General features: G+C 70.9%; 28 protein-coding genes and 1 pseudogene. 8 read left to right on the plus strand and 21 right to left on the minus strand.

What is annotated here, in order from left to right:
- Positions 1–148: 148 nt before the first annotated feature.
- From ACIP6N_RS09565 to ACIP6N_RS09575, 3 genes are all read right to left on the minus strand, one after another.
- Positions 149–937, minus strand: a complete 789-nt coding sequence (locus ACIP6N_RS09565) for an SAM-dependent methyltransferase (protein WP_401814175.1) — start codon at positions 935–937, stop codon at positions 149–151.
- A gap of 139 nt (positions 938–1,076) precedes the next feature.
- Positions 1,077–1,757, minus strand: coding sequence for an SDR family NAD(P)-dependent oxidoreductase (locus tag ACIP6N_RS09570; protein ID WP_401814177.1), 681 nt, complete (start codon positions 1,755–1,757; stop codon positions 1,077–1,079).
- Between the two features lie 102 nt (positions 1,758–1,859).
- The gene (locus tag ACIP6N_RS09575; RefSeq protein ID WP_401814179.1) at positions 1,860–2,798 is read right to left on the minus strand and encodes an NADP-dependent oxidoreductase; all 939 of its coding nucleotides are present in this window, start codon (positions 2,796–2,798) and stop codon (positions 1,860–1,862) included.
- Between the two features lie 100 nt (positions 2,799–2,898).
- On the opposite strand from ACIP6N_RS09575, the gene ACIP6N_RS09580 reads away from it, so the two are divergent.
- Entirely contained in the window at positions 2,899–3,594 is a 696-nt protein-coding gene (locus ACIP6N_RS09580) for a TetR/AcrR family transcriptional regulator (protein WP_401814181.1), read from the plus strand.
- 72 nt (positions 3,595–3,666) lie between these two features.
- On the opposite strand, the pseudogene ACIP6N_RS09585 reads toward ACIP6N_RS09580, so the two are convergent.
- Positions 3,667–4,746 (minus strand): annotated as a pseudogene (locus ACIP6N_RS09585) (PucR family transcriptional regulator); the annotation flags it as partial.
- A gap of 334 nt (positions 4,747–5,080) precedes the next feature.
- Between ACIP6N_RS09585 and ACIP6N_RS09590 the strand changes: the two are divergent.
- Positions 5,081–5,920 carry an alpha/beta hydrolase gene (locus tag ACIP6N_RS09590; protein ID WP_401814183.1) on the plus strand — a complete coding sequence of 280 codons (840 nt, stop codon included), beginning with the start codon at positions 5,081–5,083 and terminating at the stop codon, positions 5,918–5,920.
- Positions 5,921–5,967: 47 nt separating this feature from the next.
- Here ACIP6N_RS09590 and ACIP6N_RS09595 read toward each other — a convergent pair whose 3' ends face one another.
- Entirely contained in the window at positions 5,968–6,399 is a 432-nt protein-coding gene (locus tag ACIP6N_RS09595; RefSeq protein WP_401814185.1) for a GNAT family N-acetyltransferase, read from the minus strand.
- A 157-nt stretch (positions 6,400–6,556) separates the two neighbouring features.
- On the opposite strand from ACIP6N_RS09595, the gene ACIP6N_RS09600 reads away from it, so the two are divergent.
- Entirely contained in the window at positions 6,557–7,648 is a 1,092-nt protein-coding gene (locus tag ACIP6N_RS09600; RefSeq protein WP_401814187.1) for a hypothetical protein, read from the plus strand.
- Between the two features lie 15 nt (positions 7,649–7,663).
- Here ACIP6N_RS09600 and ACIP6N_RS09605 read toward each other — a convergent pair whose 3' ends face one another.
- Together ACIP6N_RS09605 and ACIP6N_RS09610 are read right to left on the minus strand one after the other, a co-directional pair.
- The gene (locus ACIP6N_RS09605) at positions 7,664–8,305 is read right to left on the minus strand and encodes a YceI family protein (protein WP_401814189.1); all 642 of its coding nucleotides are present in this window, start codon (positions 8,303–8,305) and stop codon (positions 7,664–7,666) included.
- The gene (locus ACIP6N_RS09610; protein ID WP_401814191.1) at positions 8,305–9,207 is read right to left on the minus strand and encodes an LLM class flavin-dependent oxidoreductase; all 903 of its coding nucleotides are present in this window, start codon (positions 9,205–9,207) and stop codon (positions 8,305–8,307) included. The genes ACIP6N_RS09605 and ACIP6N_RS09610 overlap by 1 nt, the downstream gene beginning before the upstream one ends.
- A 122-nt stretch (positions 9,208–9,329) precedes the next feature.
- Between ACIP6N_RS09610 and ACIP6N_RS09615 the strand changes: the two genes are divergently transcribed.
- The 4 genes from ACIP6N_RS09615 to ACIP6N_RS09630 all read left to right on the plus strand — a co-directional run bounded on the left by ACIP6N_RS09615 (position 9,330) and on the right by ACIP6N_RS09630 (position 12,369).
- Entirely contained in the window at positions 9,330–9,812 is a 483-nt protein-coding gene (locus ACIP6N_RS09615; RefSeq protein WP_401814193.1) for a MarR family winged helix-turn-helix transcriptional regulator, read from the plus strand.
- Between the two features lie 123 nt (positions 9,813–9,935).
- The gene (locus ACIP6N_RS09620) at positions 9,936–10,253 is read left to right on the plus strand and encodes a hypothetical protein (RefSeq protein WP_401814195.1); all 318 of its coding nucleotides are present in this window, start codon (positions 9,936–9,938) and stop codon (positions 10,251–10,253) included.
- Between the two features lie 412 nt (positions 10,254–10,665).
- Complete coding sequence (locus ACIP6N_RS09625) at positions 10,666–11,580, plus strand: hypothetical protein (protein WP_401814197.1); 915 nt, start codon at positions 10,666–10,668, stop codon at positions 11,578–11,580.
- A gap of 189 nt (positions 11,581–11,769) precedes the next feature.
- On the plus strand, positions 11,770–12,369 hold the full coding sequence (locus tag ACIP6N_RS09630; RefSeq protein ID WP_401814199.1) for a glycoside hydrolase family 25 protein: 600 nt from the start codon (positions 11,770–11,772) through the stop codon (positions 12,367–12,369).
- Between the two features lie 36 nt (positions 12,370–12,405).
- Here the strand turns inward: ACIP6N_RS09630 and ACIP6N_RS09635 are convergent, their stop codons facing one another.
- The gene (locus ACIP6N_RS09635; protein ID WP_401814201.1) at positions 12,406–13,689 is read right to left on the minus strand and encodes a geranylgeranyl reductase family protein; all 1,284 of its coding nucleotides are present in this window, start codon (positions 13,687–13,689) and stop codon (positions 12,406–12,408) included.
- A gap of 100 nt (positions 13,690–13,789) precedes the next feature.
- Here ACIP6N_RS09635 and ACIP6N_RS09640 point away from each other — a divergent pair, with 100 nt between their 5' ends.
- The gene (locus ACIP6N_RS09640) at positions 13,790–14,308 is read left to right on the plus strand and encodes a GNAT family N-acetyltransferase (protein ID WP_401814203.1); all 519 of its coding nucleotides are present in this window, start codon (positions 13,790–13,792) and stop codon (positions 14,306–14,308) included.
- Between the two features lie 98 nt (positions 14,309–14,406).
- On the opposite strand, the gene ACIP6N_RS09645 is transcribed toward ACIP6N_RS09640, so the two are convergent.
- From ACIP6N_RS09645 to ACIP6N_RS09705, 13 genes are all read right to left on the minus strand, one after another.
- Entirely contained in the window at positions 14,407–15,099 is a 693-nt protein-coding gene (locus ACIP6N_RS09645) for a demethylmenaquinone methyltransferase (protein WP_401814205.1), read from the minus strand.
- A gap of 49 nt (positions 15,100–15,148) precedes the next feature.
- Positions 15,149–15,715: a hypothetical protein gene (locus ACIP6N_RS09650; protein WP_401814207.1), complete on the minus strand. Its 567-nt coding sequence runs from the start codon at positions 15,713–15,715 to the stop codon at positions 15,149–15,151.
- Between the two features lie 19 nt (positions 15,716–15,734).
- Positions 15,735–16,949: a cyclic dehypoxanthinyl futalosine synthase gene (gene mqnC, locus ACIP6N_RS09655; protein WP_401814209.1), complete on the minus strand. Its 1,215-nt coding sequence runs from the start codon at positions 16,947–16,949 to the stop codon at positions 15,735–15,737.
- Positions 16,950–17,070: 121 nt separating this feature from the next.
- The gene (locus ACIP6N_RS09660) at positions 17,071–20,010 is read right to left on the minus strand and encodes a BTAD domain-containing putative transcriptional regulator (RefSeq protein ID WP_401814211.1); all 2,940 of its coding nucleotides are present in this window, start codon (positions 20,008–20,010) and stop codon (positions 17,071–17,073) included.
- Between the two features lie 38 nt (positions 20,011–20,048).
- Positions 20,049–20,528, minus strand: coding sequence for a pilus assembly protein TadG-related protein (locus ACIP6N_RS09665; RefSeq protein ID WP_401814213.1), 480 nt, complete (start codon positions 20,526–20,528; stop codon positions 20,049–20,051).
- Positions 20,525–20,956, minus strand: coding sequence for a TadE/TadG family type IV pilus assembly protein (locus tag ACIP6N_RS09670; RefSeq protein ID WP_401814430.1), 432 nt, complete (start codon positions 20,954–20,956; stop codon positions 20,525–20,527). The genes ACIP6N_RS09665 and ACIP6N_RS09670 overlap by 4 nt, the downstream gene beginning before the upstream one ends.
- A 137-nt stretch (positions 20,957–21,093) precedes the next feature.
- Positions 21,094–21,540 carry a TadE family protein gene (locus ACIP6N_RS09675; RefSeq protein WP_401814215.1) on the minus strand — a complete coding sequence of 149 codons (447 nt, stop codon included), beginning with the start codon at positions 21,538–21,540 and terminating at the stop codon, positions 21,094–21,096.
- Positions 21,541–21,548: 8 nt separating this feature from the next.
- On the minus strand, positions 21,549–21,794 hold the full coding sequence (locus tag ACIP6N_RS09680; protein WP_401814217.1) for a hypothetical protein: 246 nt from the start codon (positions 21,792–21,794) through the stop codon (positions 21,549–21,551).
- A 38-nt stretch (positions 21,795–21,832) separates the two neighbouring features.
- Positions 21,833–22,762 (minus strand): type II secretion system F family protein, encoded by a 930-nt coding sequence (locus tag ACIP6N_RS09685; protein ID WP_401814219.1) that lies wholly within the window; start codon positions 22,760–22,762, stop codon positions 21,833–21,835.
- Positions 22,759–23,742 carry a type II secretion system F family protein gene (locus ACIP6N_RS09690; protein WP_401814221.1) on the minus strand — a complete coding sequence of 328 codons (984 nt, stop codon included), beginning with the start codon at positions 23,740–23,742 and terminating at the stop codon, positions 22,759–22,761. The genes ACIP6N_RS09685 and ACIP6N_RS09690 overlap by 4 nt, the downstream gene beginning before the upstream one ends.
- A gap of 10 nt (positions 23,743–23,752) precedes the next feature.
- On the minus strand, positions 23,753–25,060 hold the full coding sequence (locus ACIP6N_RS09695; protein WP_401814223.1) for a CpaF family protein: 1,308 nt from the start codon (positions 25,058–25,060) through the stop codon (positions 23,753–23,755).
- Positions 25,057–25,890, minus strand: a complete 834-nt coding sequence (locus ACIP6N_RS09700; protein ID WP_401814225.1) for a hypothetical protein — start codon at positions 25,888–25,890, stop codon at positions 25,057–25,059. Before ACIP6N_RS09700 ends, ACIP6N_RS09695 begins: the two co-directional genes overlap by 4 nt.
- A 30-nt stretch (positions 25,891–25,920) precedes the next feature.
- Positions 25,921–26,637, minus strand: coding sequence for a hypothetical protein (locus tag ACIP6N_RS09705; RefSeq protein ID WP_401814227.1), 717 nt, complete (start codon positions 26,635–26,637; stop codon positions 25,921–25,923).
- Positions 26,638–26,862: the final 225 nt, after the last annotated feature.

Consider the following 26,862-nt stretch of genomic DNA (forward strand, 5'->3'; position numbering starts at 1 on the left):
GCTGGGCCGCTCTTTCCGCGCTGAGCCGTGCTCAGCTCCCAGCCGTACGACGACGGCCCGCACCCCGCTCCGGGGACGCGGGCCGTCGTCCGGTCCGCGGTCGTCTTCGGCGGGCCTTGGCCTGCGGCCCTGTTCGGCGGACCGGTGTTCAGCGGATCCGGGCCACTCCCCCATAGATGATCGTCGGCTCGTCCTTCGGTGCGGGCGTGTCCTTGTACCACTGGGGGCCCGGCACCAGCCCCGGGTCCACCAGGTCCAGTCCGTCGAAGAACCGTTTCACCTCGGCGTGCGTACGGGGCCGGAGCGGGATGCCGCTCGCCCGGTACCTTTCGACGACCGCGGCCCGCTGTTCTTCGTCGAGGAAGTCCTCGGTGCTGTGCGACAGCACGAGGCAGCTGCCGGAAGGCAGCGCGCCGACAAGCTTGCGGACTATCCCGTACGGGTCGCCCTCGTCCGGGATGAAGTGCATCAGCGCGACGAGCGACAGGGCGACGGGCCTGCTGAAGTCCAGTACCCCGCGCGCGTGTTCGAGGATCGCCTGCGGCTCCCGTACGTCGGCCTCCACGTAGTCGGTGACGCCTTCCGGTGTGCTGACCAGCCGGGCCTCCGCGTGGCGCAGAACGATCGGGTCGTTGTCCGTGTAGACGACCCGGGCCTTCGGGTGCACGTTCTGCGCGATCTGGTGGAGATTCGGCTCGGTGGGGATACCGGTGCCGATGTCGAGGAACTGATCGATCCCGCCGCGCGCCACCCACTCCACCGCCCGGTGCATGAACGCCCGGTTGTGCAGTGCGCCGCGCTTCGCCTCCTCGGCCAGCTGACCGGCCACCTCCTGATCGACGCGGTAGTTGTCCTTGCCACCCAGAAGCCAGTCGTAGATGCGCGCCGGATGCGGCTTGCCGGTGTCGACCTGGGGCTTGGGCGTACCTGCCGTCATAAGGGACTCCTGTTGCCCGTGGGGCAGCCGGGGTAAGGGGCCATACAGTCTTTCACAGCAACAGCGTTTCCTGCTGGGCTGGTTGAGCCGGCCGGTGGTGCCGCCGGCTGTGCCCGCCGGCTCAACCGGCCTGGCAGGGTCAGCCGTTGAAGACGACCTCGGCCCGGTCCCGGCGCTCGTAGAGGTCCCAGTAGAGGGCGGCGATGGTGTCGGGCTCCGCGGTCGGGATGCCCGCCGGGCCGCCCGCGCCGATCCAGACGTTGAGCGCGACGTGCCCGGCGAACACGCCCTGGCCGGCCAGGGCGCCGTTCAGGTTGAGAACCCAGTTGCGCAGCGCGGCCGCCGCGGCGTTGACGTTGCCGAGCATCGGATTGGGGGTGACGGAGCCGCCGCCGGTGGTGAACAGCAGCGCCCCCGCCCCTGCTTCCAGCATCGCGGGCAGTACGGCGCGCGCGGCGGCCACGGCACCGTAGAGGTTGTACTCGATCTGGGGCTGAAGGTTATCCGGCGTGACCTCCAGCGGGCCGGCGATCACCACGCCGGGCGTGGGGGTGTGCGGGGCGGGCGAGTACTCCAGGACGTCGATGCCGCCGAAGCGCGTCGACGCGGCGCCGAGAGCGGCGGTCAGCGCGGGGCGGTCCATGACGTCGGCGGTGAACGCGGCCGCCGTGATCCCGTCCTCGGCGAGGCGGGCGACAAGGCCGTCCAGCTTCTGCCGGTCACGGGCGATCAGGGCGACGTCGAAGCCGCGGGCGCCGAAGACCTTGGCGATGGACAGGCCCATGCCGGGGCCTGCTCCGACGATGGCGATGGTGGGCACGATCTGTTCTCTCTTCCGGTGGTACGGGGGCGCCGCGGAGAAGCGGCCGATCAGAGGCGCGGGTTCAGGGGGGTTCAGGAGCACGGGTTCAGGAGCGCGGGTTCAGGAGCAGGTGACGGCGAGCTTGCCGAGCGCTCCCGCGCCGAAGGCGGCGAACGCCTCGGGGGTCTGCTCCAGCGTGTAGGTGGCGGTGACCGGGACCCGCAGGGCTCCGGAAACGGCGTCGGCCGCCAGCTTCGTGAGGGTCTGCGCGCTGGCGTCGGCCATCACCGCGTGGGCGGTGACGTCCTGGCCCTGGACGGCGTCGGGGCCGAAGCCCAGCGTGGAGGCCATCCGCCCGCCCGGCCGCAGCAGGCCCGCGAGGAGGCCGCCGTCCCCGGCGAGGTGCAGCACCGCGTCCACCCCGTCCGGGGCGAGCGCGCGGACCTGGGCGTCCAGGTCGCCGGTGAAGTCGACCACGCGCACGCCGGAGTCGGTGAGGCCGGCGACGAAGTCGGCTCCCGCGCCGGGGCGTGCGGTGGCGATGACCCGCGCACCGCGGGCGGCGGCGATCTGCACGGCCAGCGCGCCCACACCGCCGGTGGCGCCGGAGATCAGGACCGTCTCGTCCTTCCGCGGGTCCACGGCGTCGACGCTGTCCAGGGCCGCGGTGCCGGCCAGCCCGAGCACGCCCGCGTCCCGCACGCTCAGCCCCTCAGGGATGCGGGCGACGCCGTATCCGGCGGAGACGGTGACGTACTCGGCCAGCGCACCCGTGCCGAGGAACGGTTTCATCACCACGCCGAAGACCGCGTCGCCGACCGCGAAGCCGTCGACGCCCGCTCCCAGAGCCTCGACCGTGCCCGCGAAGTCCTTGCCCACGATCAGCGGGAAGCGGTGCTCCATCATGTCCCGCAGGAATCCGGCGGCGGTGGCGGCGTCAAAGCCGTTCAGCGAGGAGACGGCCACCTTCACCAGCAGCTCACCGGCCTCAGGACGCGGGGTGTCGACATCGCTCACCACAGGGCTCGCGGGGACGGATTCCAGAGTCGCAGCGCGCACAGCGATCACCCTCACAAGAAGTGGAACGGCCTTCCCGTTTCCATGGCGTCAGCGTAACAACACAACCGGGAAGGGCGTTCCACTTCGCTAGAGTGGTGGTATGACACCGTCCGCCGCCTCCACCGGAGCCCCATGCCGGCAGCCCGAAGCGGGCCTGCGCGCCGATGCCGAGCGCAACCGCGACCGCATCACCGCCGCCGCGCGCCGCCTGTACGCCACCGAGGGGCTCGGTGTCTCCATGGCCTCGGTCGCCCGTGAGGCCGGCGTCGGCAAAGCCACCCTGTCCCGCCGCTTCGCCACGCGCGAAGACCTGATCACCGCCGTTTTCGCCGACCGGATGGACGCCTACGCCGCGGCCGTCGCCGAAGCCCTCGCGGACCCCGACCCCTGGCACGGCTTCACCCGCTACATCGAAGCCGTCTGCGCCATGCAGGCCGCGGACCGCGGCTTCGCCGATGTCCTGACCATGACCTTTCCGGCGGCCAAGCCGCTGGAGGCCCGGCGGACCGAGGCGTACAACGGGTTCCTCGACCTCATCGCCCGTACCCAGGCCACCGGGCACCTGCGCGCGGACTTCACCTCACAGGATCTCGTCGTCCTGCTGATGGCCAACGCGGGAGTGGTCGCCGCCACCGGCGACGCCGCGCCCGGCACGTGGCGCCGCCTGGTCGGCCACATGCTCCGCGCCTTCGCCGCTCCCGGCGCCGACGTCCCGCCGCTGCCGGAGGCTCCCGCGCCCGCCGCCCTCTACCGCGCCATGGTCAGTCTCGCGCGCCCCTCCGGGAACGTGTCCTGAGACCGACCGGCCGCCATTCAAGCCCTGTTGTGACCCCGCAGCCGAACCGATGCGGCGGTCGATCTCGAAGGCGAGGCTCAGCTCAGCGATCCCGCGAGGCTCGGTGAGCGAGCGCCCGGTGTGCTCCTCCAGGCGGCGCAGACGGTGGCGGACGGTGTTGGGGTGGCAGAAAAGAGCGCCGGCCGCCCGGTCCGCCGAACCGCCGCTGTCCAGCCAGGCACCGAAGGTGTCCAGGAGCAGGGACCGCTGCCCGGGAGGGATCTCGTCCAAGGCGGAGAGGACACCACGGGCGACGCGTTGGGTGATGTCCGGAGCGCCCGCGGCGACGACGGCCAGCGGATCGCGGTCGAAAACGGTGACCCGCCGGCCGCCGAACGCGCCGCTGAGCGCGATCCTGGCGAGCCGCAGTGCGGACGCCGTGTCCCTGAGGTCGTCGTACGGCGGGCTGATGCCCACGCAGCCGCTGCCGCGTGACGCGATGATTCCGGCCAGACGGTCAAGTCTTCTTCCGGGATCGGGAAGTTGGACGATGCCGACCTCCACGTCGTGCAGCAGTCGCCAAGCGGAGGCCGCTCCCAGGGACTTGAGCGCTTCCTCTCCGCCCGGTACGGCGTGCCGCCCGACGCCCGGGACCTGCGCGGCGACGACAACGAAGGGGCCCTGCGCCGGAATCCGGAGGATGTCCGCCGCATCCCGGACGTCGGTGCCGGTGAGCAGGCCTTCCAGCAGCGCCTGGACCATGGCCGCGCGTTCCTGCTCGCGGCTGAGCGTCCGGGACGTGACTTCCTCCCGGTAGCCCTCGGCCATGTGCTGCGTGTACGTGTCCAGCACCAGCCACATCTCGGAGGCCGCCCGGACGGTGACCTCGGCGGGGACGACACGACGGGCGGCCTCCTCGGCCAGGCGGTCCCACAGGAAGCGCGCGGCGACGCGGTACGCCTCCATCACCGCCGTCAACGGGACTCCGGCGCGGGCTCGTTGCCTGCCGTTCTCGCGCGACTCGGGCGAGGTGAGCGCCGGGTCGCGGCCGAGGGGACCGTAGACGAAGTGGATGTTGTCGAGGCAGGTCCGGCGCAGTTCCTCCGTACTGACCGGCGCGGGCGCGTCCGTACGGCGGTAAACGGGTACGGCGTCCTGGATACGGGCGACCATCTCATCGGCGAGCTGCTCGGCACGGTGCAGCAGCCTCGCGCCCAACTGCTGTACCTGAGAGCTGACGTGATCGCCCTGCGGTGACTGTTCCACGGGCCAACTCTACGTGCGCGGACAGGGACTCAGGGGGATCGGATTGTTCCCGGGAACAATCCGGGGACGCTCGTCGTGTCCGCCGGAACATCGACTTCCGAGCGGGCCGCACGCGAGAATTCGGGGGCGGGTGAGCACCTCCGCGCAACCGCGAAGGGCGCCCATCCGCGCCTGCGCGACGCCGTGTTCCTCCCACGGCCTCCCTCCCGCTCCCTCCCCTTCTCGAACGGTGACGCACACGATGACTCTCAACGCCCGTGAACAACAGGAGATCGACCGCGCGAACACCTCAGGCCTGACGCCCGTGCTGTTCGTGCACGGCCTCTGGATGCTGGCTTCGAGCTGGCAGCCGTGGCGCTCGTTCTTCGAGGACAACGGCTACTCGACCCTCGCTCCCGGCTGGCCCGACGACCCCGAGACCGTCGCGGACGCCCGCGCGCGTCCGGAGGTCTTCGCCGGGAAGAGCGTCAAGCAGGTGACCGACCACATGGCCGGGGCGATCGCGGGCCTCACACGGCAACCCGTCGTCATCGGACACTCCTTCGGCGGACTGATCACCCAGCAACTGGCCGGCCGCGGACTCGCCGCCGTCTCCGTGGCGATCGATTCCGCGCCGTTCCGGGGCGTGCTTCCGCTCCCGCTGTCGGCACTGAAGTCCGCGCTCCCGGTCATCGGCAATCCGGCCAACTACAAACGGGCCGTACCACTCACCTATGCGCAGTTCCGCTACTCCTTCGCCAACGCCGTGAGCGAGAGCGAAGCCCAACGCCTTTACGAGACCTACGCGGTGGCGGGCTCCGGCATCCCGCTGTTCCAGGCCGCCACCGCGAACATCAACCCCGCCACCGAAGCGAAGGCCGACACCGGCAACCCCGGGCGCGGCCCGATGCTGCTCATCACCGGGGACCAGGACCACATCGCTCCTCCCGCCATCGCCCACGCCTCGTACAGGAAACAGAAACGCAACCCCGGCACGACCGAACTCCACGAGATGCCCCGTCGCGGCCACTCGCTGGTCTTCGACAGCGGTTGGCGCGACGTCGCGGACGTGGCAATGGCCTTCATCAAGCAGCACGCCTGACCGGCTGCCTCCTCACGTCCGCGATGCCACGCCCCGGCACCGTCGCGTCAGGTGTCGAGGCTCATGACCATGAGGTTCCGTATGTCGGGGAAGGGCACGAAGCCGGCCTTCGCGTAGACCTCGTGGGCGTCGCGGGTGGACAGCATCACGCGCCCCAGCCGGTACGGAGTGAGATGGTCGCGGACCGCGGCGGCCAGCCACGTGCCGAGGCCCCGGCCGCGATGGGCCGGAGCCACGTAGACGTCGCAGAGCCAGGCGAACGTGGCCAGGTCGGTGACCACGCGGGCGTACGCGACCTGCTCGCCTTCGGGGTCGTACGTACCGAAGTTGAGGGACGTCCCGACGGACCGCTCGACGGTCTCCCTGTTTCGGCCGCGCGCCCAATAGGCATCGGTGGAAAGCCAGTTGTGCACGCGTCCGATGTCGAGGCGAGTGGCGTCCGTCGAGATCTCGTATCCGTCTGCTCTGCGGGTGTTCATATGCGGCCATCGTAGTGAGGCAGCCCAACATGTCCGCCTCGAAAAGGCGTTCAGACTCGCGACCGAGACGGTATGCCGTCGGTCGTAGGCCCCGGCCTCGCGCGTCTGGTCCTGTGGCCCGATGTTGAGCCGCGCGCGTCTCCCTAGCGTTTCCACCATGGACGCACACAGCGCGAAGGACCCGAAGGACGCGACAGACACGACGAACGCGACCACCCCGCACGACCGCACCGGCACACTCGACGAGGCACTGCAACGCCTGCACACCACCGGACCCGAACGCGACGGATGGCTCAGCAACCACGCCCCGATGGTGGCCGAGGCACTGGCCGCCCGGGGCCAGGCGGCGGCCGTGCACCGCTGGCTGGACACGTACGCGGACAAGCTCGAGGACTTCCCCTCCCCCGTCGCTCCCGTCACCGACGCCAACTGGCCTGCCGCCCTTGGCGATCCGCGCCGGGCCGCCGACTGGATCACGTACTTCTCCCACGCCACCGCCGAAGGATCCTGGCGCGACCTGCTGGCACTGTGGTGGCCCCGGCTGCTGCCCGGTATGTACGGAGGGGCCACACTCCCGGTGATCCGAGTCGGCCACGCGGTAAGGGCGTTGCTGGACGGCGGCGTGAACCCGCCACGGCTCACCGAGCTGGCCCATGGCCTCGGCTACTGGGCCGCCAGGCACCAACCGGTCTCCGGCGTCACCCCGCTCCCCGGGCCGCCGGACTCCCCCGCCACGGCGCGGAGCGCCCTCGACGCCGTACCTCCGGTTCCCCGCCTCCAGGGCGGCTTCACCGAGCGGCTGGCCCGGGTCGGCCAACTGCCGCTCTGGTCCGACGAGGTGAGTGACCCGGACACCGCGCGGCGGAGGCTCGCCGAGCTGGTGCGTGCCACGACCCACCGCTACGCCACCCACGGCCACGGCAACGCGACGATGCTGGTCCACGCCGCGACGGCGCCCAACGCCGTCCTGCGCACCCTGCCCGCCCTCCCGCGCGGCCTGTGGGTCCCGAGCCTGCACGCGGCGTGGACGGCTTCGGCGGCGGTGACGGCGATGTACGCGCCTGAGGAGGCCGTCCCGTACGTACCGGCACCGCGTGGCATCACCGGCGACGACTTCCTGGAGCTGGCCCTGGCGCACGGCGAGGAGCACGTCATCAAGCTGACCGACACCGCGCTGGACGTGGCCGACGACCAGGCCCTCGCCGCCGCGCTGCGCGCCATCGAACTGAGCGCACCGATCAACTCGTAGCGCACCAGGGGTCGTTCACAGGGCGAGCCGGCGCCCCAGGAACTGTTCCACCACGGGACCGATGTCGCCCTCGACCATGCTGATCTCCAGGTCGATGTCGACGGTGGCGCCCACGAAGATCTGGGCGCCCGGCAGCGGAGGCAGCGCCGTGATGCCGAAGTCCCGGCGGTCCACGGTGGTGTGTCCGGTGAACGCCAGGCGGCGGCCCCCGGTGAAGGGGTAGACGTCCTGGCCGAGGAACCGCCCGGTCAGGGTGACCGGACGGGTGGTGCCGGTGATGGTCAGTTCACCGTCCCACTCCCACTCGCCTCCGTCCGGTCCTTCCCCGCCCGGGGCGCGACGGACCCGCTGCCCTCGGAACTCCATGACGGGGAATCGCACGATGTCGAAGAACTCCGCCGAGCGCAGGTGCTCGTCGCGCGTCGGGACGCCGGTGTCGACGCTGGCCATGGCGACCCGCACCTCGGCGGTCGTCTCCTCGACCGGGTCGGCGATACGGATCGTTCCCTCGACGTCCGTGAAGTGGCCGCGCACCCGCACGAACCCGAGGTGCCTGGCGACGAATCCGACGTGGGAATGCAGCGGGTCGATGTGCCAGGTCCCCTTGGGAAGAACCGGCGTTCCGTCGTGGGCGCCCCGCGCCGGGTCGGTGGTCATCACTTCTGCCCGCCGGAACCCGCCGTACGGACGTGCGGCGCCACCTGCTCGGCGAACAGCGCGGTCTGCGCGAGGTTGTCGGCGTTGACGGGCCAGAACAGGAAGGAGTCGAAGCCGAGTTCATCGCGGTAGCGCTGCAGCGTGTCCACCCAGAACTCGACCGGACCCGTCAGGTTCTGGCCGTCGGCGACCGGGCCCGTGGTGGTGATCGTCCCCATCACGTTGTAGATCCGCTGCACGGCCTTCGGATCGCGTCCCGCGCCGATGGCCGCCTCGTCGATCGTCCGCTGCATCTCCGCCACGACGGGCGGCGGGGCGTACGCGTTGGTGGGCAGCCAGCCGTCGCCCAGCCGTCCGGTGATCCGCAGCATGCGCGGCCCGTACGAGCCCACCATGATCGGTACCGGCTTCGAGGGCAGCGGACCCGGGCGGGCTCCGTTGATCCGGTGGTAGTCACCGTTGAAGCGCACCGGGCGCGCGGCCGGGTCGCTCATCGCCTTCATGATCTGCATGGCCTCGTCGAAGGCGGCGACGGACTGGCCCGGGGTGTACTCCGGTCCGCCGTACGACGCGATGGCCGGCCGCGCGGCGCCCGCGCCGACCCCCAGCACGATCCGGTTGCCGCCGAGCAGGCCCAGGGTGGAGGCGGCCTTGATCAGCTGCGCCGGAGGGCGCAGCACGGTGTTGGCCACGTTCGTGACGAACGACAGCCGTTCCGTGGCCATGGTCAGCGCCGTGATGAAGGTCCACGTGTCGAAGAACTCGGGGTGGTACGGGTGGTCCTGGACACCGATGAAGTCCAGACCACTGTCCTCGGCGAGGCGGGCCAGGCGCTGAGCGTCCTGTGCCGCCGACGCCGAGGGGTCGATGTTCAGTCCGATGGATCCGGCCGGGATGCTCATGGGTCCCTCTCCTTGACTGCCGCTTCGCTTCCGGCACGAGCCGCCCGAGGGGGCTTCTCATATATCTGCCGATACAACTATTGTATGTACAGATATATTTTCGGATGGGAGGGGACACACCGATGAACACCGGAGAACTCGACCCGCGGGCGCAGGCCGCCTGGCGGCACTATCTGCTCGCGTACAACCGGATCACCCGGGCGATGGAGAGCGAGATGGCCGAGCGCGCGGGCCTCACCCTCTCTCAGTACGACGTACTGCTGCGCCTGTCGGAGAGCACCGGCGGCCGTATGCGCATGAGTGATCTCGCCGAGGCCGTCGTCTACAGCACGGGCGGGCTGACCCGGCTGCTGGGCCGCATGCACGACAGCGGCCTCGTCCGCCGCGCGCCGTCCGACGAGGACCGCCGCGTCATATACGCCGAACTGACCGGGCACGGCCGTGCCCGGCTCCTTGCCGCTTCCGAGGTCCACCTCGAAGGCGTCACGCGGCACTTCGCCCAGCACCTCCGCCCGGAGGAGGCCGCCCCGGTCGCCGCCTTCCTGGGCCGCCTGAACGGGGCGGATCACATTGGCGGCCACGCCTGGGCGACGGAGACGCCGTAAGAGTCCTGGGTGAAGGTCCGGACGAAGTTCTAGGGATTCGCGTAGTCGGAACTGGGCGAAGGTTTGTGAGCGCACGGACACGGAAAGTCGTGGTCGGCCATAACTGCTCATCAAAGGATGACTATGCATAAGCATTTGTTCGCATCCGTAGCCCTGGGTGCGACCCTGGCCCTCGCTCCCCTGGCGTTGGCGACAAGCGCGTCCGCGGCTCCGGCCACGGTGACGAAGGAAGAGTGTTCCGCGGGCGGGGGTTACACGGGCGGCGGGTACAACAGCGCGGGCCAGGCCCTCTGCAAGGGCGGCACGTACGACGGCGTGCCCTTCGACCACGACCCGGCGCAGGGATGGTGCGAGGACGGCTACCACCTCGTCGTCCCGTACCCGAGCCCGCCGCAGTGCGTTCCCAACATCCCCAACGCCCGCACCGCCCCGCTCGCGTAACCACAGCGGCACCCACCGGCGGGACCGTTCCCGGGTCCCGCCGGTGACACGACCGGCTCGTGCGGTATCACCGGGCCCGCGTGGCGTCGCGGGGGCGGTGATACCACACCCCCGCGGCGTCGCGCCGTCCGAGAGGCGCCGCGATGCCTTCGCCGCCACCACCGGTGCGCGTGTCCGCGAGGTGGTCAAGCGTCTGATCCGGGCCGGGCAGCGGGCGGAGAGCGCCCTTCGGATCCCGGTAGTCCTGGAATCCTGATACGCAGCCCCGCGCACCGCCGCCCCCACGGCGACGTCAGCGCGGTGGCGCATCCTCAGTCGGCCGCCGTCCTGACAGTCGGCCGCCGTCCCGATCGGCACCCCGGTCGCGGCGGCTCCGCCCAGTGGGAGGAAGATCTCGGGGCAGGGGGGCGATATGAGGAAATGGCCGGAGTGGCGCGGGGCTTTGCTGGTATCGATGGCGGCGCTGTTCTTCCAGGCGGTGGTCACCCTGGTGGCCATCTACTTCTTCGGACTGACCGAGGAGCGTCCCGACTCCGGCAGCATCGGGATCGTGGTCGTCATCCTGCTTCCCCTTGCGGCGGTGCTCGGGGCCCTCGCGGGCTTGGCCTTCACGTTCTCCGTGGTGTTCCCGACGGCTCTCCTGGCCCGGTGGCTGGCGCTGCGGACGACGGGCCGGGATGTCTGGTGGTGGATGCCGCTGGTGACGCTGGCACTTGTGGGGGTGCTGTGGGCGCTGTGGGCCGTCGCCGGAGATGGACCGGCTCCGGGCGTCTTCTGGTGGTTGTACGCCGCCGTCGTCCTCACCGTCACCGCGCTCGCGGCGCGATGGTCCGTCCTGCGGTCGCGGGTCGTGGGAGGCAGCGGCGGGTCCGTCCTCCTGGCCGTGGGTGCGGGCGTGCTGGCCGTGGTCCTGGCGATCGGCGCGGGAGCCGGGGCGTACGGTACGGGGCTCGCGAAGGCGTACGCGCCGCCGCGCCTGACCATAACGTCCCTGACAGGCACCTGGTCCGACGGCCACGGCGGGACTCTCCGGCTCGCGCCGGGCGGCGCGGCGACGGCCGCCGGGCTCGACGTGGATGCCGACGTGTACGGGTTCGGCCGGAACGTCTCGGCCGACCTGCCCGCGAACTGCGACGGCATCGGCACCTGGCGGTTCGCACCGGGTGACGGGCACTGGAGTCAGGTGCTGACGCTCGACGTTCAGGGATGCGACGGTGGTGGCGACGCCAAGTGGTACGTCCTCGGCACGTCGGAGCGCCCCAAGATCTACCGCTTCAACGGCGACCCGGACTCCTGGGACCTGTACGTCCTGACCAAGCGGCCCTGAGAAGCACGCGGCCCGGAGTCGCGCGGACCTGAACGTCACGCGGCGCCAAAAAGTGCCGCTTCGGCGTGTTGTCGCCAACCGTGAGTGCGACGAGGTGACTTGGGCAACGGTATGGGGGAGACCAGAACCCCTACTCATACCGGAGCGGGACCGGCCGACCGGGCCGACCGCACAGGAGGCAGCAATCCCATGACCGTCAAAGGCGTCGATGTCGCGTCTTATCAGAGCACCACATTCAGTACCTCAGGCCTGGACTTCGCGTTCGTCAAAGCGACGGAAGGCACGTCGTACATCAACCCGCGCATGACCGGACAGGCCTCCCATGCCCGCGCCGCCGGCCTGGTTGTCGGCTTCTACCACTTTCTGCGGCCCGGCGACATGAAGGCACAGGCGCGGTATTTCGTGGAGAAGTGCGCCAGCGCAGAAGGTGACCCGCTGTTCGCCGACTGGGAGGACACCGGGGTCTCCTGCGCCTCGAAGGACGCGTTCCTCGCCGAGGTGAAACGGCTCAGGGGGTCCAGCCACCGCGTCGGGCTGTACTGCAACCGCACTTTCTGGCTGAACCACGACACCACAAGCAACGCGGGCGACGCGCTGTGGATCGCGGACTACGTGAACGCCGGCAAGCCCCGCATCTCGGCCGACTGGACGTTCCACCAGTACACCGACAATCCTCTCGACACGAGCGTCGGCAAGTTCGCGGACCGCGACGCCCTGCGCAAGTGGACGACCCCCGGCGCCGGCGCCCGCATCGCCGGCGCGCTCGACAGCCTGATCCACGGGGACTGACCTGATCCACCGGGATTGACGTGAGCGGAGCCGCCGCTACGCCCGCGGTGCGACCTTCGTCAGGCCGTTGATGATGCGGTCCATCGCGTCCCCGCCCGTCGGGTCGGTGAGGTTCGCCAGCATCTTCAGGGTGAACTTCATCAGCATCGGGTGGGTCAGGCCGCGCTGTGCCGCGATCTTCATGATCTTCGGGTTGCCGATGAGCTTCACGAACGCGCGACCGAGCGTGTAGTAACCGCCGTAGGTGTCCTTGAGGACCTTCGGGTAACGCTGCAACGCCAGCTCCCGCTGCGCCGCCGTCTGCCTGGACTGCGCCTGCACGAGCACATCGGCGGCGATCTGGCCCGACTCCATGGCGTACGCGATGCCCTCGCCGTTGAACGGGTTGATCATGCCGCCCGCGTCACCGACCAGCAACAGGCCCTTGGTGTAATGCGGCTGGCGGTTGAACGCCATCGGAAGCGCGGCGCCGCGGATCGGCATCGTCATGTTCTCCGGGACGTAGCCCCAGTCCTCCGGCATCGACGCGCACCACGCCTTCAGCACCTCGCGCCAGTCCAGCTCCCGGAAGGCGGACGACGAGTCGAGGATGCCGAGACCGACGTTGGAGGTGCCGTCGCCCATGCCGAAGATCCAGCCGTAGCCCGGCAGCAGCCGGTCCTGCGCGCCGCGCCTGTCCCACAGCTCCAGCCAGGATTCCAGGTAGTCGTCGTCGTGGCGGGGCGAAGTGAAGTACGTACGAACGGCGATGCCCATCGGGCGGTTGGGCATGCGGTGCAGGCCCATGCCGAGCGACAGCCGGGTGGAGTTGCCGTCGGCGGCGACGACGAGCGGGGCGTGGAAGGTGGCCGGAGTCTTCTCCTCGCCCATCTTCGCGTGCACGCCGATGATGCGGCCGGTGCGCTCGTCGGTGATCGGCGCGCCGACGTTGCAGCGCTCGTACAGCCGCGCGCCGGCCTTCTGCGCCTGCCGGGCCAGCTGTTCGTCGAAGTCGTCGCGCTTGCGGACGAGTCCGTAGTCCGGGTACGAGGCGAGGTCCGGCCAGTCGAGCTGGAGCCGCACACCGCCACCGATGATCCGCAGGCCCTTGTTGCGCAGCCAGCCGGCCTCTTCCGAGATGTCGATGCCCATCGACACCAGCTGCTTGGTGGCGCGCGGGGTCAGGCCGTCGCCGCAGACCTTGTCGCGCGGGAACGCCGTCTTCTCCAGCAGCAGGACGTCAAGTCCGGCCTTGGCGAGGTAATACGCGGTCGTGGAGCCGGCCGGGCCCGCTCCGACGACGATGACGTCAGCGGTGTTCTCGGAGAGTGGCTCGGTCACAGCGGGTTCTCCCGAAGACTCGAATTCGCGTACCGGACGGCACTGGACACGTGCAGTCTACGGTTGCGTACTGATCGACAAGCTGAAGGGCGGTCCCCCCATGGAAACCGTGCCGAAGCCGCTCCCCCTGGTCCAGCTGCGCGTCCCCACCGAAGAGGACGCCTATCTCTGGCACCGCCTCTTCAACGACCCCGACGTCATGGAGTTCCACGGCGGGGCGGCGGCCGAACGGTCCGTGTACGAGGAGCTGACCGCCCGCCAGCGCAGACATGACGCGGAGCACGGTTTCTGCCTCTGGACCATACTGGACGAGTCGGGCGACGTCATCGGGTTCACCGGCGCGCAGCCGTGGCCGCACGAGACGTTCGGCCCGGTCGGCGAGACAGAGATCGGCTGGCGGCTCGGCCGGGCGTACTGGGGCCGCGGTTACGCCACGGCCGCCGCGACGGCCACGCTGGAGCGGTTGCGCGCGGCTGGCGTCGGCCGGGTCGTGGCGATGGTGAACTCCCGCAACGCGCGCTCGGTCGCGGTCACGCGGCGGCTCGGCATGGAGCTGGCGGAGATGTACACGACACCGGTGTCCCGGCAGGAGGCGTACTGCTTCCGGCTGGACCTCTGACCGCGAACCGCCTGGGCCTCTGACCGGGCGCCGCCCGCTCAGCTCGCCGACCGCACCACGGGCGCGCATCAGGCCCGCATGCCCCAGGCCCGTACGCGTCAGGCCCGTACGCCCCGGTGCAGCGCCACGATTCCGCCCGTCAGGTTCCGCCACGCCACCTCGGACCAGCCCGCCCCCTGCAACCGCGCGGCCAGCGCCGGCTGGTCGGGCCAGGCGCGGATCGACTCGGCGAGGTAGACGTACGCGTCCGGGTTGGAGCAGACCGTACGAGCGGCCGGCGGCAGCGCCCGCATCAGGTACTCGGTGTAGACGGTCCGCAGCGGAGCCCAGGTCGGCCGCGAGAACTCGCAGATCACCACGCGCCCGCCCGGCTTCGTCACCCGGTACAGCTCGCGCAGCGCCTGGTCGACGTCCTGGACGTTGCGCAGTCCGAAGGAGATCGTCACCGCGTCGAACACCCCGTCGGCGAACGGCAGTTTCGTCGCGTCCCCGGCCGTGAACGGCATCCAGGGGTGCCGCTTCTTGCCCTCGCGCAGCATGCCGAGCGAGAAGTCGCAGGGCACGACGTACGCGCCGGTCGCGGCGAACGGCTGCGAGGAGGTGGCGGTGCCCGCCGCCAGGTCGAGCACCTTCTCCGCGGGGCGCGCGCGCACGGCCTTGGCGACTTCCTTGCGCCACAGCCGGGTCTGGCCGAGGGAGAGCACGTCGTTGGTGAGGTCGTACCTCGCCGCCACGTCGTCGAACATCGAGGCGACTTCGTGCGGCTGCTTGTCCAGGGAGGCTCGGGTCACCCTCCCATTCAAGCAGTACGCCGTGACAGCCCGCGCGCGCCGGTGCGCATCACGCACGCCGGTGCACGAGCCGCCCGCCGAGCGCCGTCACGAGGCAGCGGCCGTCCGCCGCGAGGACCGTGAAGTCCGCCACCTGCCCGGGGCTCAGCACGCGGGGGCGGACGGTGGCCCCGGGCGCCGGATACCAGCGGATACCTGACCGCTCCACGGCCGCGCGGACCGTGGGCCGGTCGAACGGGCCCGCGAGGACCGTGACGCCCCGGGCCAGCAGTCGCTGGATGCCCCGGCGCGCGCTGGCGCCCCAGCGGGCGTCCGTCATGTCCAGGGCCGCGAGCGCGTCGCCGGTCAGCGGCTCGGTGCCCAGGGCCCCGGACTCGCGGGGGTCGGGCCAGTAGGCGGCCCCCAGCAGCGCCGCCGCGTCGGGCTCGTACCGTCCGGGCCGGAGCACGCCGTCCCACTCCCGGACGCGGGCGCGCCCTCCGTACCCGGCGGACAGCTCTCCGTACGGGCCGACCGCCGCGAGCCTGTCGCCCTCGACCAGCACGGCGTGCCCGGCGGCCGGCTCGCCGTCGCCGGTGGCGCTCAGTCCGCCGAGCGGGCGGTGGATCGTCAGCACAGTCGTCGCGCCGGCGGCGTCAGTTGGCGCTGAGCAGCTTCAGCTCCGGGTGCGCCGTACCGCCCTCGATCGCCGTGGACGAGATGTGCGACACAACCCGCTCGTCCACCGGGTCGTTGGCCGGGTCGTCGTGCACCACGAGGTGCTCGTACGTCGTGGCGCGCTGCGCCGGGACGCGGCCCGCCTTGCGGATCAGGTCGATGATCTCCAGCCGGTTGGACCGGTGCTTGGCGCCCGCCGCCGAGACGACGTTCTCCTCCAGCATGATCGAGCCGAGGTCGTCCGCGCCGTAGTGCAGCGACAGCTGGCCGGCCTCCTTGCCGGTGGTGAGCCAGGAGCCCTGGATGTGGGCGACGTTGTCGAAGAAGATCCGCGCGATCGCGATCATGCGCAGGTACTCGAAGATCGTGGCGTGCGTCCGGCCCTTGAGGTGGTTGTTCTCCGGCTGGTAGGTGTACGGGATGAAGGCGCGGAAGCCGCCCGTACGGTCCTGGACGTCACGGATCATGCGCAGGTGCTCGATGCGCTCCGCGTTCGTCTCGCCGGTGCCCATCAGCATCGTCGACGTCGACTCGACGCCCAGGCGGTGCGCGGTCTCCATGATCTCCAGCCAGCGCTCACCGGACTCCTTGAGCGGCGCGATCGCCTTGCGCGGCCGCTCGGGCAGCAGCTCGGCTCCGGCGCCCGCGAACGAGTCGAGCCCGGCGGCGTGAATGCGCTGGATCGCCTCCTCCGCGGAGACCTTCGAGATCCGGGCCATGTGCTCGATCTCGGAGGCCCCGAGCGAGTGGATGACCAGCTGCGGGAACTCCTTCTTGATCGCCGAGAAGTGCTTCTCGTAGTACTCCACGCCGTAGTCCGGGTGGTGTCCGCCCTGGAACATGATCTGCGTGCCACCCAGCTCGACGGTCTCCGCGCAGCGGCGCAGGATGTCGTCGAGGTCGCGGCTCCAGCCCTTGTCCGTGTCCTTGGGCGCGGCGTAGAAGGCGCAGAACTTGCACGCCGTCACACACACGTTGGTGTAGTTGATGTTCCGCTCGATGATGTACGTCGCGATGTGCTCGGTACCCGCGTACCGCTTGCGGCGCGCGGCGTCGGCGGCCTGCCCGAGCGCGTGCAGCGGCGCCGAGCGGTACAGGACGAGCGCTTCCTCGGGGGTGACGCGCCCCCCCGCGGCCGCGCGGTCGAGGACGGCAGTGACTTCTGCGGGCGTGAGATCGGCCTTCTCGGTCACTGGGGGTGGTCCTTCCGGGCGAGGGCATAACGACTGATCCAGCGTACGCCAGGGCTCTGACAGCCCTGGCGTACAGCCCCCTCGACGGGTCGCGCCGGAAGCGGCGCGCCCCGAGCGTCCGTCAGCCCGCCGCCGCGGCGCTCTCCCGCCAGGCCGGCAGCAGTTCGTCCAGCAGCGCCTCGGTGCGCGGCGGCAGACCGCGGGCGCCGCTGCGGCTCAGCAGGTCCGCCGCCAGCGCGCGTACCCGGTCGGTGTCGCCGGTGGCGTGCGTGGCGCGCAGCAGCTCGTTCCACAGGCGCTCGTCGGCCGTCGAACCCGCCAGCGCGGACTTGATCGCGGCGATGGCCTCTTCCGTGCCGCCCTGCTCCAAGTGGTGTGCGGACAGGGCGAGAGCGACGTCCGCGACCAGCAGCGGCAGCTGGGTGTCGATGATCTCGTACGCGAGCCAGCCGTAGCGGCCCTCGGTGCGGTCCGCGAGCAGCGGGCCGCGTACGAGGTCGAGCGCGTCGGTGAGCAGCCGCTCGCGGACCCGGGCGCTGCGGGCGCCGCGTCCCTCCGTCGCCTCGTGGTGCAGCGACCGCAGCACGTCGAGGTCGGAGACGACGGACGGAGCGAGCGTGAGCCGGCCGGTGTCGTCCGTACGGAGGCGGGTCCCGCCGGTCTCGTCGCTGCCGAGCCACACCCGCAGCCGCTCGATCAGCGCGTCGCGCACTTCCTCGGTCACGCCGCGCGGCCACATCGCGGAGGCGAGCACGCGCGGGTGGACGCCCTCGCGGTGCAGCAACAGCAGGGCCAGGGCCTCGTGGAGGAGGGCGCTGCGTTCGCTGTCGGGGGTGTCGAGGCCGATGATCTCGTACGTGCCGACCAGCCGCGCGTAGACGGCGGGCCTGCCCTGCTCGGTGATGTCGACCAGGAAGGGGCGGGTGGGCTCGGGACCGTCGTTCTCCGGGTCGGCGTCCGCGAAGAGCCGTACCACCGCTTCGTGCTGTGCCCGCGGCAGGAGCTGCGCGGTGAGTTCGAGGCCGAGCAGCGGGGCGAGCAGCCTGCCGTCCTCGGTGATCTCCAGGTCCCAGGTCGCGCCGGGCAGTTGGTTCTCCGAGCCGGTGCCGATCAGGCAGCCGATGCCCAGCCGGCCCGAATCGGAGGTGAGCTCGGCCAGCGCGGCGGCTTCGTCGGCGGTCGGCTCGCCCGCGACCAGGACAAGGTGCGGGGCCCAGCGGGTGTGCTGCGCCGGGCCCGTGCGACCGGTGAGGACCGAGTCGTGGCCCGCCGCGCCCAGCGCGCCCCGGCGGTGCTGAATCTCGGCACCGAGCGTTTCGATCAGCTCTTCCACCGAGTCGAGGTGGCGCAGCCGGGTGGGCGCGAGCGCACCCAGTTCGGCGCCGAAGCCGACCACGGTGACGGTCATCCGGTCCGACCAGCCGTTGGTGGCCAACTCGGCCGCGACCGAGGACAGTACGGCGGCCCGCGCGCCCTCGGGTCCGCTGACCGCGACCATGCCGGGCACGGCCTCGATGTTCAGCAGCAGGCGCGCGCCGTCGCGGGTGCCGAGACTGACCAGGCCCGGGTACGGCGCCGCCGCGTCCTCCGGCTCGATGCCCTCGTACGCCGAGGCCGCCGACCGCTCGAGCCGCCAGAACGTCTGGTCCTGGCCCTGCTGCCACGGCGCGGGCGGCTGCCCGGCGGGCTGCGCCAGCTGGAGGTGCAGATCGGCGTCGGTGAACCAGGCCGCGTACACGACGGGCAGAGGACGGTTCGCGCCCGCGAGAGCCGCGGACAGCCCGCGCAGGGCGAGGTCCAGGAACCGCACGGCGCCGGGGTCGGCGCCCACCAGCAGCGCGTCGTGGACGTCGGCCTCGGTGCCCGTGGGCACCGGTGGCTCCATGCCGCTGCGCCCGGCGACCGCTGTCATCGCGGACTGCCACAGTGCCATCCGGCGGCGCCTGCCCAGCGCGCCGAGCAGTCCGGCGGCCAGCAGCGGGGAGGCGATGAGGGCCTCGGGCAGACCGAAGCCGGAGGAGGACGACGAGGAGGCTTCCGCGGTGTGTGCCGGTGTCTGTGCCTGCGTGTCGGCCGCCGGGGACGCGGACCCGTGCCGGGCCGGCACGGAGATCTCGGTCGTCGGGGTGTCGCTCTTGCCGGCGCTCTGGTGGGCCGCCTGGTGGTGGTCGCCGGACTTGTCGTAGTCCGCGATCTGCTGACGTACTTCCTCGGAGACCTTCGGCGCCGCGTCCGGCATCTCCACCAGATCGCCGCCGTGCGCGTCCGCCGGCATCTCCATGATCCAGCCGGGCCGGATCAGACTGGCCTCGGACAGCTTCGTACCGTCGGGCTGCACCCGGTCCTTGTTGAGCTCGTAGACCTCTTTGTAGCGGCGGCCGTCACCGAGGTGCCGTGCCGAGATCTCCCACAGCGAGTCGTGGTGCCGTCCCTCGGGCGGCTGGATGCGGTAGAACTTCGTCCCCGCCTCGTCACCGCCCTGCGCCGTGTGCCCGGTGTGCACCGCCTGCTCCGACTGGACGTCGGCCTGCGCCTGCACGGCCTGGGCCAGCTGTGTCTGCTGGAGGGACGCGATCGACCCCGGGGTCTGCTGGGCGGCCGCGACGGTCGGGTTGTTGGTGGATTCCATCACCTGGCCGAGCTGCGCGAGGCCGGGCGCGAAGCTCGCCGCCGTGGCAGTGACGAGCAGCACCATGGCGATCAGCTGGCGCGCCAGCAGCTGGCTCGCTCCGGCGCCGGGGATCCGCGAGGGCAGTCCGACCCCGGAGATCGCGGCCTTGATCTCGACGATCACGCAGGCGGTGAACTGCGCCCAGGCCAGCCAGACCACCACGGTCAGGATGTGGATGAACGTATCGACCGTGATCTGCTGCTGCACCATCTCGAACGACGGCATGGTGTGCGGCAGCGGCCACCCCACGAAGACCGCGAGCGACCCCGGCACGGCGACCAGCAGCACGACGAGTGCGAGGAAGGCGAGGAACGCCTTGACGAAGTCCGCGGGGGAACGACGGCGGGCGGACGGACGGGGTACGGCCGGTGTTCGGCGGTTACTGCTCATCGTGGACCGGTCTCTCCTGGCGGCATGCGTACAGAGTGTTAGCCGACGACGGATTCGGCGGTGGACGTTCCGTGCACGGTGATCGAGTTGCTGTAGAACAGGCCGGTCAGCACGGGCTGGTAGGTGAGCTGGACCTCCACCGCGACCTCCTGGGCGTTGGCGGTGGTGCAGTGCGAGGCGCCGATGTCGCCGCCGGTCATGCCCATTTCGGCGGCGAAGGCGCGTACGCGGGCGTCGCAGTTCTGGTAGTTGATCGGCGCGGGGCCGCCCTCGTCGCGGTACAGGGCTTCCTTGTCTATGTCCTGCGCCGCGTAGCGCGCGGCCTGTTCCGCGATGTCGGCGGCGCGTTCGCGCTGCGAGATCGACAGGCCGCCGTCGATGACGAAGGCGGACAGGGACAGGAAGAGCAGCGCGAAGATGATGACGGCACCGGCGCCGGAACCGCGGTCGTCCAGCCGGCCGGTCCGTGCTCCGAGCCATCGGCGGAGGGCCGTTCCGACGGCGCGCGGCGGCCTCATACCGTCCTCCGGTAGGGATCGATGGGCGAAGTGGAACGGCCTTCGAGGGTGGTGGGTATGTTCAGGCCGAGCATCGCCAGACCGCGGATCTGGCAGCTGACCTCGACGGTGAACAGGCCGCCTCTCTCGAAGCCGTTGGCGGTCACGGAGACGGGACCCGAGCAGACGTCGGCGAGGTCGGCCTCCGCCGCCCTGCGCGCCTCGGCCACCGCGACGGCGCCGTCCTTCTGGATGGAACCCGCGCGCGCCGCGTCGCGCGCGGCGCTGTCGACGGCGCCGCGGCCGTCGACCAACTGGCCGAAGCCCACCAGGACAAGGATGAAAAGGATCATGATGGGCGCGAGGATGACCACCTCGATGGTCGAGATGCCCGCGTCGCGGGTCGCGAACTCCGCGCCACGCGCCGCGAACTCCGCGCCACGGGGCAGGGTCGCCGCATCACGGGTCGGGATCCCCGCGTCGCGTGAGGAGATCCCCGCGTCGCACTCCCCGCGCAGCCGGGAGCGTACGAGCTGCCGTACCCGCCAACGCATCTTCCACCCGCCCCCGTTCACTTTCCGTCCCGTCACTCGTCGTCCCGTACGAACCGCTCGACCGGCCCGCGCGACTGCGCGTGCACGGTCAGGCCGAGCCCCGGGAAGACGTTCGGCACGCGCGCCGCGATCTCGACGCCGACCGTGTTCCTGTTGGGCTGGAGCATCGTCACTTGCGGCGAGAGCACCAGCTGCGAGCCGAGCTGCTGTATGTAGCTGTCCACGACCTCGCCCGCTTCTCCGCGCCAGCCGCCCGGGTTCTCGTCGGCCACGGCCCGCGCCTTGCGCGCGCCCGCCTGGGCAGCGGCCTGGGCCACGTGGTCGGCGAAGAAGTACAGCGCGAACTGCACCGTCGCGAATATCATGAAGAAGAGGATCGGGGTCAGGAACACGAACTCGATCGCGGTCACGCCGGAGTCGCCGCGGGCGGAGGCTGCCTCCGCCCTGCGGCGTACGAACGCTCTGACCCTGTCGTGCACCGGCCGGCTCAGCAGGTACCGCTGGCGCTGGCGCCCTTGATGCAGTTGCCGACCTTCGTGGCGCCCGTGTTCAGCGCCTCGTTCAGCACAGCGGCGACGACGCCCACGATCGCCACGACGACCGCGGAGATGATGACCCACTCCACCGCCGAGGCACCGCGGTCGAGTTCGCCGGACCGGGCGCGCTGGACGCGCCCCCGAAGGAAGGTGATCAGAAATTCGGCAGCCGGGTTGGTGAAGCGGAATCCGCGCATGACATGTTCCTCTCTGGTGGAAGCGGTGGGGTACGGGTTCAGATCTGGAAGACGCGCATCGCGGCCGGGTAGATCAGAAAGACCAGGAAGCCCGCACAGAGCAGCAGTTGGGCGACGAGCATGGACTGCGACTTCTCGCCCGCCGCGCCTTCGATCTCCGCCATCTCGCGGTGGCGCATCGTCTCGGCGCGGGACGCCAGCGACTCGCGCACCTTGGCGCCGTCGTCGGCGACCAGCGCGAGCGACGAGGAGAGGTCCTTCAACTCCTCGATGCCCAGCTCCTCACCGAGCCTGCCGAGCGCGACCCACTGGCTGGTGCCGGTGATACGGGCGTCGGCGAGCGCGTTGCGGATCCGCCGCAGCGCCCAGCCGTCACTGACCTCGGCGGCCGCCATCAGCGCCTCGGGCAGACCGCGCCCGCCCGCCAGGTTCATCGAGACCAGGTCCAGGTACGCGCCGATGACGCGCCGCAGGTCCTTGCGCTTGGCAGCGGCGTCGCGCCGTACCTCCAGGTCGGGCAGGAAGAAGAAGACACCGGCGCAGGCCAGCGCCAGCCAGACCGGGACGATCGGACCGCTGCCGAAGCCGATGGCCCAGGCGATGGCGAAGAGCATCGGTCCGAAGACCAGCCCGGCGGCGCCGAGCAGCACCTTCGTGGCCAGGAACCCTTCCCAGCCGCGGTCGAGCACCGCCAGGTCGGACCTGAGCGAGCGCTGTTCCCAGCCCTGCTGGACGTACAGCTCGGCGATCCGGTTCCCCGTCCTGGCCCGCAGCGAGCCGAGCCGGCCGTCGTCCGCCTCCGAGGCGGTGTGGCGCTCGTACGACCTGCCGGACGCACGGAGCGCGTCGATGCGCGCGACCTGCGAGACGGCCGAACGCTTCGACGGCGCGAGCGCGCGCACCAAGACGTAGACGCCGAGGCCCAGTACGGCCCCGACCAGTACCGGTGCGGTCAAGGTGTCGATCATCGCGGTCCCCCCTGGCTGATCGGCGAGGCCTGCGGGGCGCCGTGGGCGGCCCCGGTTCCGGGCGCCGACTCCGGTCGCACGAAGCGGACTTCACGCTCGTCCCGGACGAGGAAACGCTCCGGGGTCTCGATCACCGACAGCTTGCGCAGCCACCAGAAGCCGAGCGCGAACAGACCGCACACGCAGGCCAGCACCAGCTGGCCTATCGGGCTGCCGTACGGCTCCACGAACTCCCGGTTGAACACGGCGAGTCCGAGCACGAACGCCACCGACACGGCGACGACGATCTGCACACTGCGCCGGGTGGACGAGCGCTGCGCCATCACGCGCTGGCGCATGTCGATCTCCTCACGCGCCGACTTGGCGAGCGCGCCGAGTACTTGACGCAGACCGGGGCCGCGCAGCCGGGCGTTGAGGATCAGTGCGGCCACGATGATGTCGGCCGACGCGTCGTCGATCTCGTCGGCGAGATGCTGGAGAGCTTCCGGCAGGGGCATTCGGGCGCGGAGCCGGTCCACCAGCGAGTCCAGGTGCGGCCGCAGCGCGGGCGCCGCCGCACGGGCGGAGGCGGGTATGGCCTGTTCGAGGCCGACCGCGCCGGCGATCGTGTCGCGCAGCGATTCGGTCCAGCCGGCCAGCGCCTCGACCCGGCGCATCCCGATCTTCTCCGCGGCGGCGCCGCCGAAGAGGCGGTTCCAGAAGAAGACCAGCAGCCCCGCCGCGACACCGGCCACGGTCCAGCGGGTCAGCAGCAGGACGACCAGCCCGACACCGACCGCGATCGAGCCGCGCTTGCCGACGAACTGCACCATTTCCGAGACGCGTTGACCGCGCTCGGCCTTCACATGGCCCGGCTTGGGCTCCACACCGTAGAGCGCGAGGACGAGCAGGGCGAGGCCGCCGCCCGCGGCGATGCCGCACAGGAGCGCGTACAGCGTCTGCGGCGCGAAGATGCCGCCCAACGAGGAGATGCCACTCATAGCGACCCGTTCACCCCCAGGCCCCGGAAGGCCGGTAGCCGTACACGGCGAGGTCCTCGACGCACTCGATCGGCGCGTGCGGCGCGATGCGTCCGTCCGGCGTCTCGGCGAAGACCTCACTGGAGAGGACGCGTCCGTCCACGCCGTTCACCTCACGGACCGAGGTGACCATGCGCTGAAGCCGCCCGCCGCTCTCGAAGTTGTTACGGCGCTGGACGAAGACGACGAAGTTGACGGCTCCGGCTATGAGCATCTGGCTGGCCTCGATGGGCAGCCGCTCGTTGGCCTGGAGCGCGTAGGTGGAAATACGGTTGAACACCTCGCTGGAGCTGTTGGCGTGGATCGTGGAGAGCGAACCGTCGTTGCCCTGCGACATCGCGTTGAGCATCGTGACGATCTCGTCGCCCAGCACCTCACCGACGATGACGCGGGAGGGGTTCATACGGAGCGACCGGCGCACCAGCTCGGCCATCGAAATGGCGCCGAGGCCCTCGGAGTTGGGCAGCCGCTCCTCGAACGCCACCACGTTCGGGTGCAGTTCCGCGAACTGGTCGAGTCCCAGCTCCAGTGCCCGCTCGACGGTGACCAGGCGTTCCAGCGGCGGGATCTCGTTGGCGAGGGCCCGCAGGAGCGTTGTCTTGCCGGCGTTGGTGGCCCCGGCGATCATGATGTTCTTACGGGCCCTGACCGCGCAGGCCAGGAAGTGCGCCAACTCCGGTGTGAGCGTGCCGTTTCCGACGAGGTCCGCCATGAAGACCTTGCCCATGCGGGCGCGGCGGATGGACAGCGCGGGCCTGCGGGCGACTTCCATGACGGCGGACAGTCGCGAGCCGTCGGGAAGACGCAGGTCGAGCTGCGGGTTGGCGGAGTCGAAGGGGCGCGAGGAGAGGCCGGAGTACGCGCCGAGGACCTGGATCAGCTCGATCAGTTCCTCGTCGGACTCCGCGACCGGGTCACCGCGCACCTCACGGCCGTCGGCGAAACCGACGAAGACCTGGTCGCAGCCGTTGATGTCGATGTTCTCGACCTCGGGGTCGTCCAGCAGCGGCTGGAGCCGCCCGACGCCGAAGAGCGCGGCGTGCACGGCGGCCGCGTACTGCTCCTCGGTCTCCGCGTCGAAGGGGGTGCGCCCGGCGTTGATCTCGGTGCGCGCGTACTCCTCCAGTATCTGGGCGATGACGGCGCGGGCGTACTGCCGCTCGTCCTCCCCGGACATCGCGGGCGTACCGCTGACCTGGTCGAGACGGCGCTGTTCGGCGATCCGGTCGCCGGCCTCCTGCCGGTAGCGCTTGACCAGCTGGTGGTCGACGGCGCTCACCGGCCGCCTCCCGGCGCGGGTGCGGGCTGCGCCCAGGCCGCGCCGAACTGCTGGTACACGTCGGCCGCGACCTTGCGGGCGCTGCGGATCAGCAGCGACTTGTCGAGCCGGCCGCGCCCGCGCCCGGACAGCAGCGCGGCTCCCGCCGGATCCTGGGCGAGTGTGCCGATGACCCGGGCGCCGGTCTGGCCCGCCACCAGCATGTCGTTGACCTGGTGGGCCAGTTTGGCGGAGCTGTTCGCCTCGGCGACGAGCAGCACCCCGATGAGAGGCGTGGCCAGCTGGGACATCCCGCGCTGTCCGCCGTGCAGTTGAGCGGAGAGCGCGGCGGCACGGTCCCGTACGCGCGCGATGTGCTCGGGCTCCGCACGGGACACGAGCAGGACGAGACTGGCGTGCGGCAGCAGCTCGATCGCCGGCGAACCTCCGGCGATACGACCGCAGTCGGCGATCACATCGGCGGGCGCGTGCGGCGAGTCACCGAGCGTCGCGAAGGCCCGTCCGAGCGTCGGCCACACGCCGACGAGCCCGGCGGCCTGCTCAGCGGAACCGAGCCCGACGAGCAGTTCCAGCCCGCCGGACATGGGCTGGGCGTGGTCCCACAACTGGTCGGCCGCCAGCCCGCGTCGCGCGGCCGCGGCGATCGACAGCAGCCCCGTGTTGGGGCTGAGCGGCCCGCCGGACGCGGCGGTGGTGCGGTAGATCAGGTCCCCGCCGACCGGATCGGCTTCGGCGAGCAGCGAACGCCGGGGCCATACGGCGGCGAGGGCAAGGGCAGCGGTGGTGACACCGGGAGATCCCTTGTCTGCGGCAAGGGCGATGAGCGCCATATCTTCTGAGATCCTCTATGGGCTCGGCGGTCAGCTGTTGCTGGAGGGCACGATCACGATCGCCACCTCACCGGCGGACGACGCCTGGGTGAGCGCGGCGACGTCGGCGGAGTCGACGGTGAGCGTGACGGGGAGGTTGCCACTGCTGATCGTCCCGGCTTCGGGATTCACGACGGCGCTCACGGTGGCCTTGTCCACGATCACGTCGTTGGAGTCCGTACCGGCGCTGCCGGTCGTGCCGGTGCTGCCCGACGAACTCTTCACGCGGTACGCGGCGACGAGGTCGCCGTTCTTGATACCGGCGGGGTACTGACCGGCCTTCAGCGAGAGCCCGACCGACGCCTTGCCCGCGGGAAGCCCCTTGGCGCCGGTGAACATCTCACCGACCAGCACGGTCCCCTTGTACAGGGCGCTCTTGGTGCGCAGCGTGCTGGCGACCTGGTCGATCTGCGTCATCTTGATGTAGTTGACGGCGGCGTCCTCCGCGACCAGCACCGAGGTGACGTCACCTCGCTCGACGGGCGCTCCCGCCTCGATGTCGCTGCTCAGCTGGGCGACTTCGACGCGGTCACCCGCGCGCAGCACGAGGATGGTGGCCCCGAGCGCACCGACAAGAATCAGCAGGACGGCCAGCGCGGCCAGGGCCGGTTTGCGCTCGCGCGTCGGGGTCGGCAGCCGCTCACCGGCCGAATGGGCGGGCGCGGGAACCCTGTGGTTTCCGGCACCCGTGCGCTCTTGGACCTTCACGCCACTGCTCCCCGTTAATTCGCTGCGACTTCTGTGCGTTCGACTTCGACTTCGAGTCCGACTTCGACTTCGACCTTCGAGTTCGACCTTCGAGTTCGACTTCGCCGCCATCTGTCCGGTTCAGAACCCTGGTCACCGGAAGCTGTCAAGTCATCGCACCGTAGCAGCAGCCCTTAAGCGCCTCAAGACACGTTAAGGATCGCCATCCCGCCGCGCACCACCAGG

The organism is Streptomyces sp. NPDC088725, from assembly GCF_044751305.1.
Lineage (GTDB): Bacteria > Actinomycetota > Actinomycetes > Streptomycetales > Streptomycetaceae > Streptomyces.

Bases quoted from the DNA above. Each gene is read 5' to 3' on its own strand.
- ACIP6N_RS09565 (WP_401814175.1), bottom strand. From the start codon at position 937: ATGACGGCAGGTACGCCCAAGCCCCAGGTCGACACCGGCAAGCCGCAT.
- ACIP6N_RS09580 (WP_401814181.1), top strand. From the start codon at position 2,899: ATGACACCGTCCGCCGCCTCCACCGGAGCCCCATGCCGGCAGCCCGAA.
- ACIP6N_RS09590 (WP_401814183.1), top strand. From the start codon at position 5,081: ATGACTCTCAACGCCCGTGAACAACAGGAGATCGACCGCGCGAACACC.
- ACIP6N_RS09595 (WP_401814185.1), bottom strand. From the start codon at position 6,399: ATGAACACCCGCAGAGCAGACGGATACGAGATCTCGACGGACGCCACT.
- ACIP6N_RS09600 (WP_401814187.1), top strand. From the start codon at position 6,557: ATGGACGCACACAGCGCGAAGGACCCGAAGGACGCGACAGACACGACG.
- ACIP6N_RS09605 (WP_401814189.1), bottom strand. From the start codon at position 8,305: ATGACCACCGACCCGGCGCGGGGCGCCCACGACGGAACGCCGGTTCTT.
- ACIP6N_RS09610 (WP_401814191.1), bottom strand. From the start codon at position 9,207: ATGAGCATCCCGGCCGGATCCATCGGACTGAACATCGACCCCTCGGCG.
- ACIP6N_RS09615 (WP_401814193.1), top strand. From the start codon at position 9,330: ATGAACACCGGAGAACTCGACCCGCGGGCGCAGGCCGCCTGGCGGCAC.
- ACIP6N_RS09620 (WP_401814195.1), top strand. From the start codon at position 9,936: ATGCATAAGCATTTGTTCGCATCCGTAGCCCTGGGTGCGACCCTGGCC.
- ACIP6N_RS09625 (WP_401814197.1), top strand. From the start codon at position 10,666: ATGAGGAAATGGCCGGAGTGGCGCGGGGCTTTGCTGGTATCGATGGCG.
- ACIP6N_RS09630 (WP_401814199.1), top strand. From the start codon at position 11,770: ATGACCGTCAAAGGCGTCGATGTCGCGTCTTATCAGAGCACCACATTC.
- ACIP6N_RS09640 (WP_401814203.1), top strand. From the start codon at position 13,790: ATGGAAACCGTGCCGAAGCCGCTCCCCCTGGTCCAGCTGCGCGTCCCC.
- ACIP6N_RS09660 (WP_401814211.1), bottom strand. From the start codon at position 20,010: ATGAGCAGTAACCGCCGAACACCGGCCGTACCCCGTCCGTCCGCCCGC.
- ACIP6N_RS09665 (WP_401814213.1), bottom strand. From the start codon at position 20,528: ATGAGGCCGCCGCGCGCCGTCGGAACGGCCCTCCGCCGATGGCTCGGA.
- ACIP6N_RS09680 (WP_401814217.1), bottom strand. From the start codon at position 21,794: ATGCGCGGATTCCGCTTCACCAACCCGGCTGCCGAATTTCTGATCACC.
- ACIP6N_RS09685 (WP_401814219.1), bottom strand. From the start codon at position 22,762: ATGATCGACACCTTGACCGCACCGGTACTGGTCGGGGCCGTACTGGGC.
- ACIP6N_RS09690 (WP_401814221.1), bottom strand. From the start codon at position 23,742: ATGAGTGGCATCTCCTCGTTGGGCGGCATCTTCGCGCCGCAGACGCTG.
- ACIP6N_RS09700 (WP_401814225.1), bottom strand. From the start codon at position 25,890: ATGGCGCTCATCGCCCTTGCCGCAGACAAGGGATCTCCCGGTGTCACC.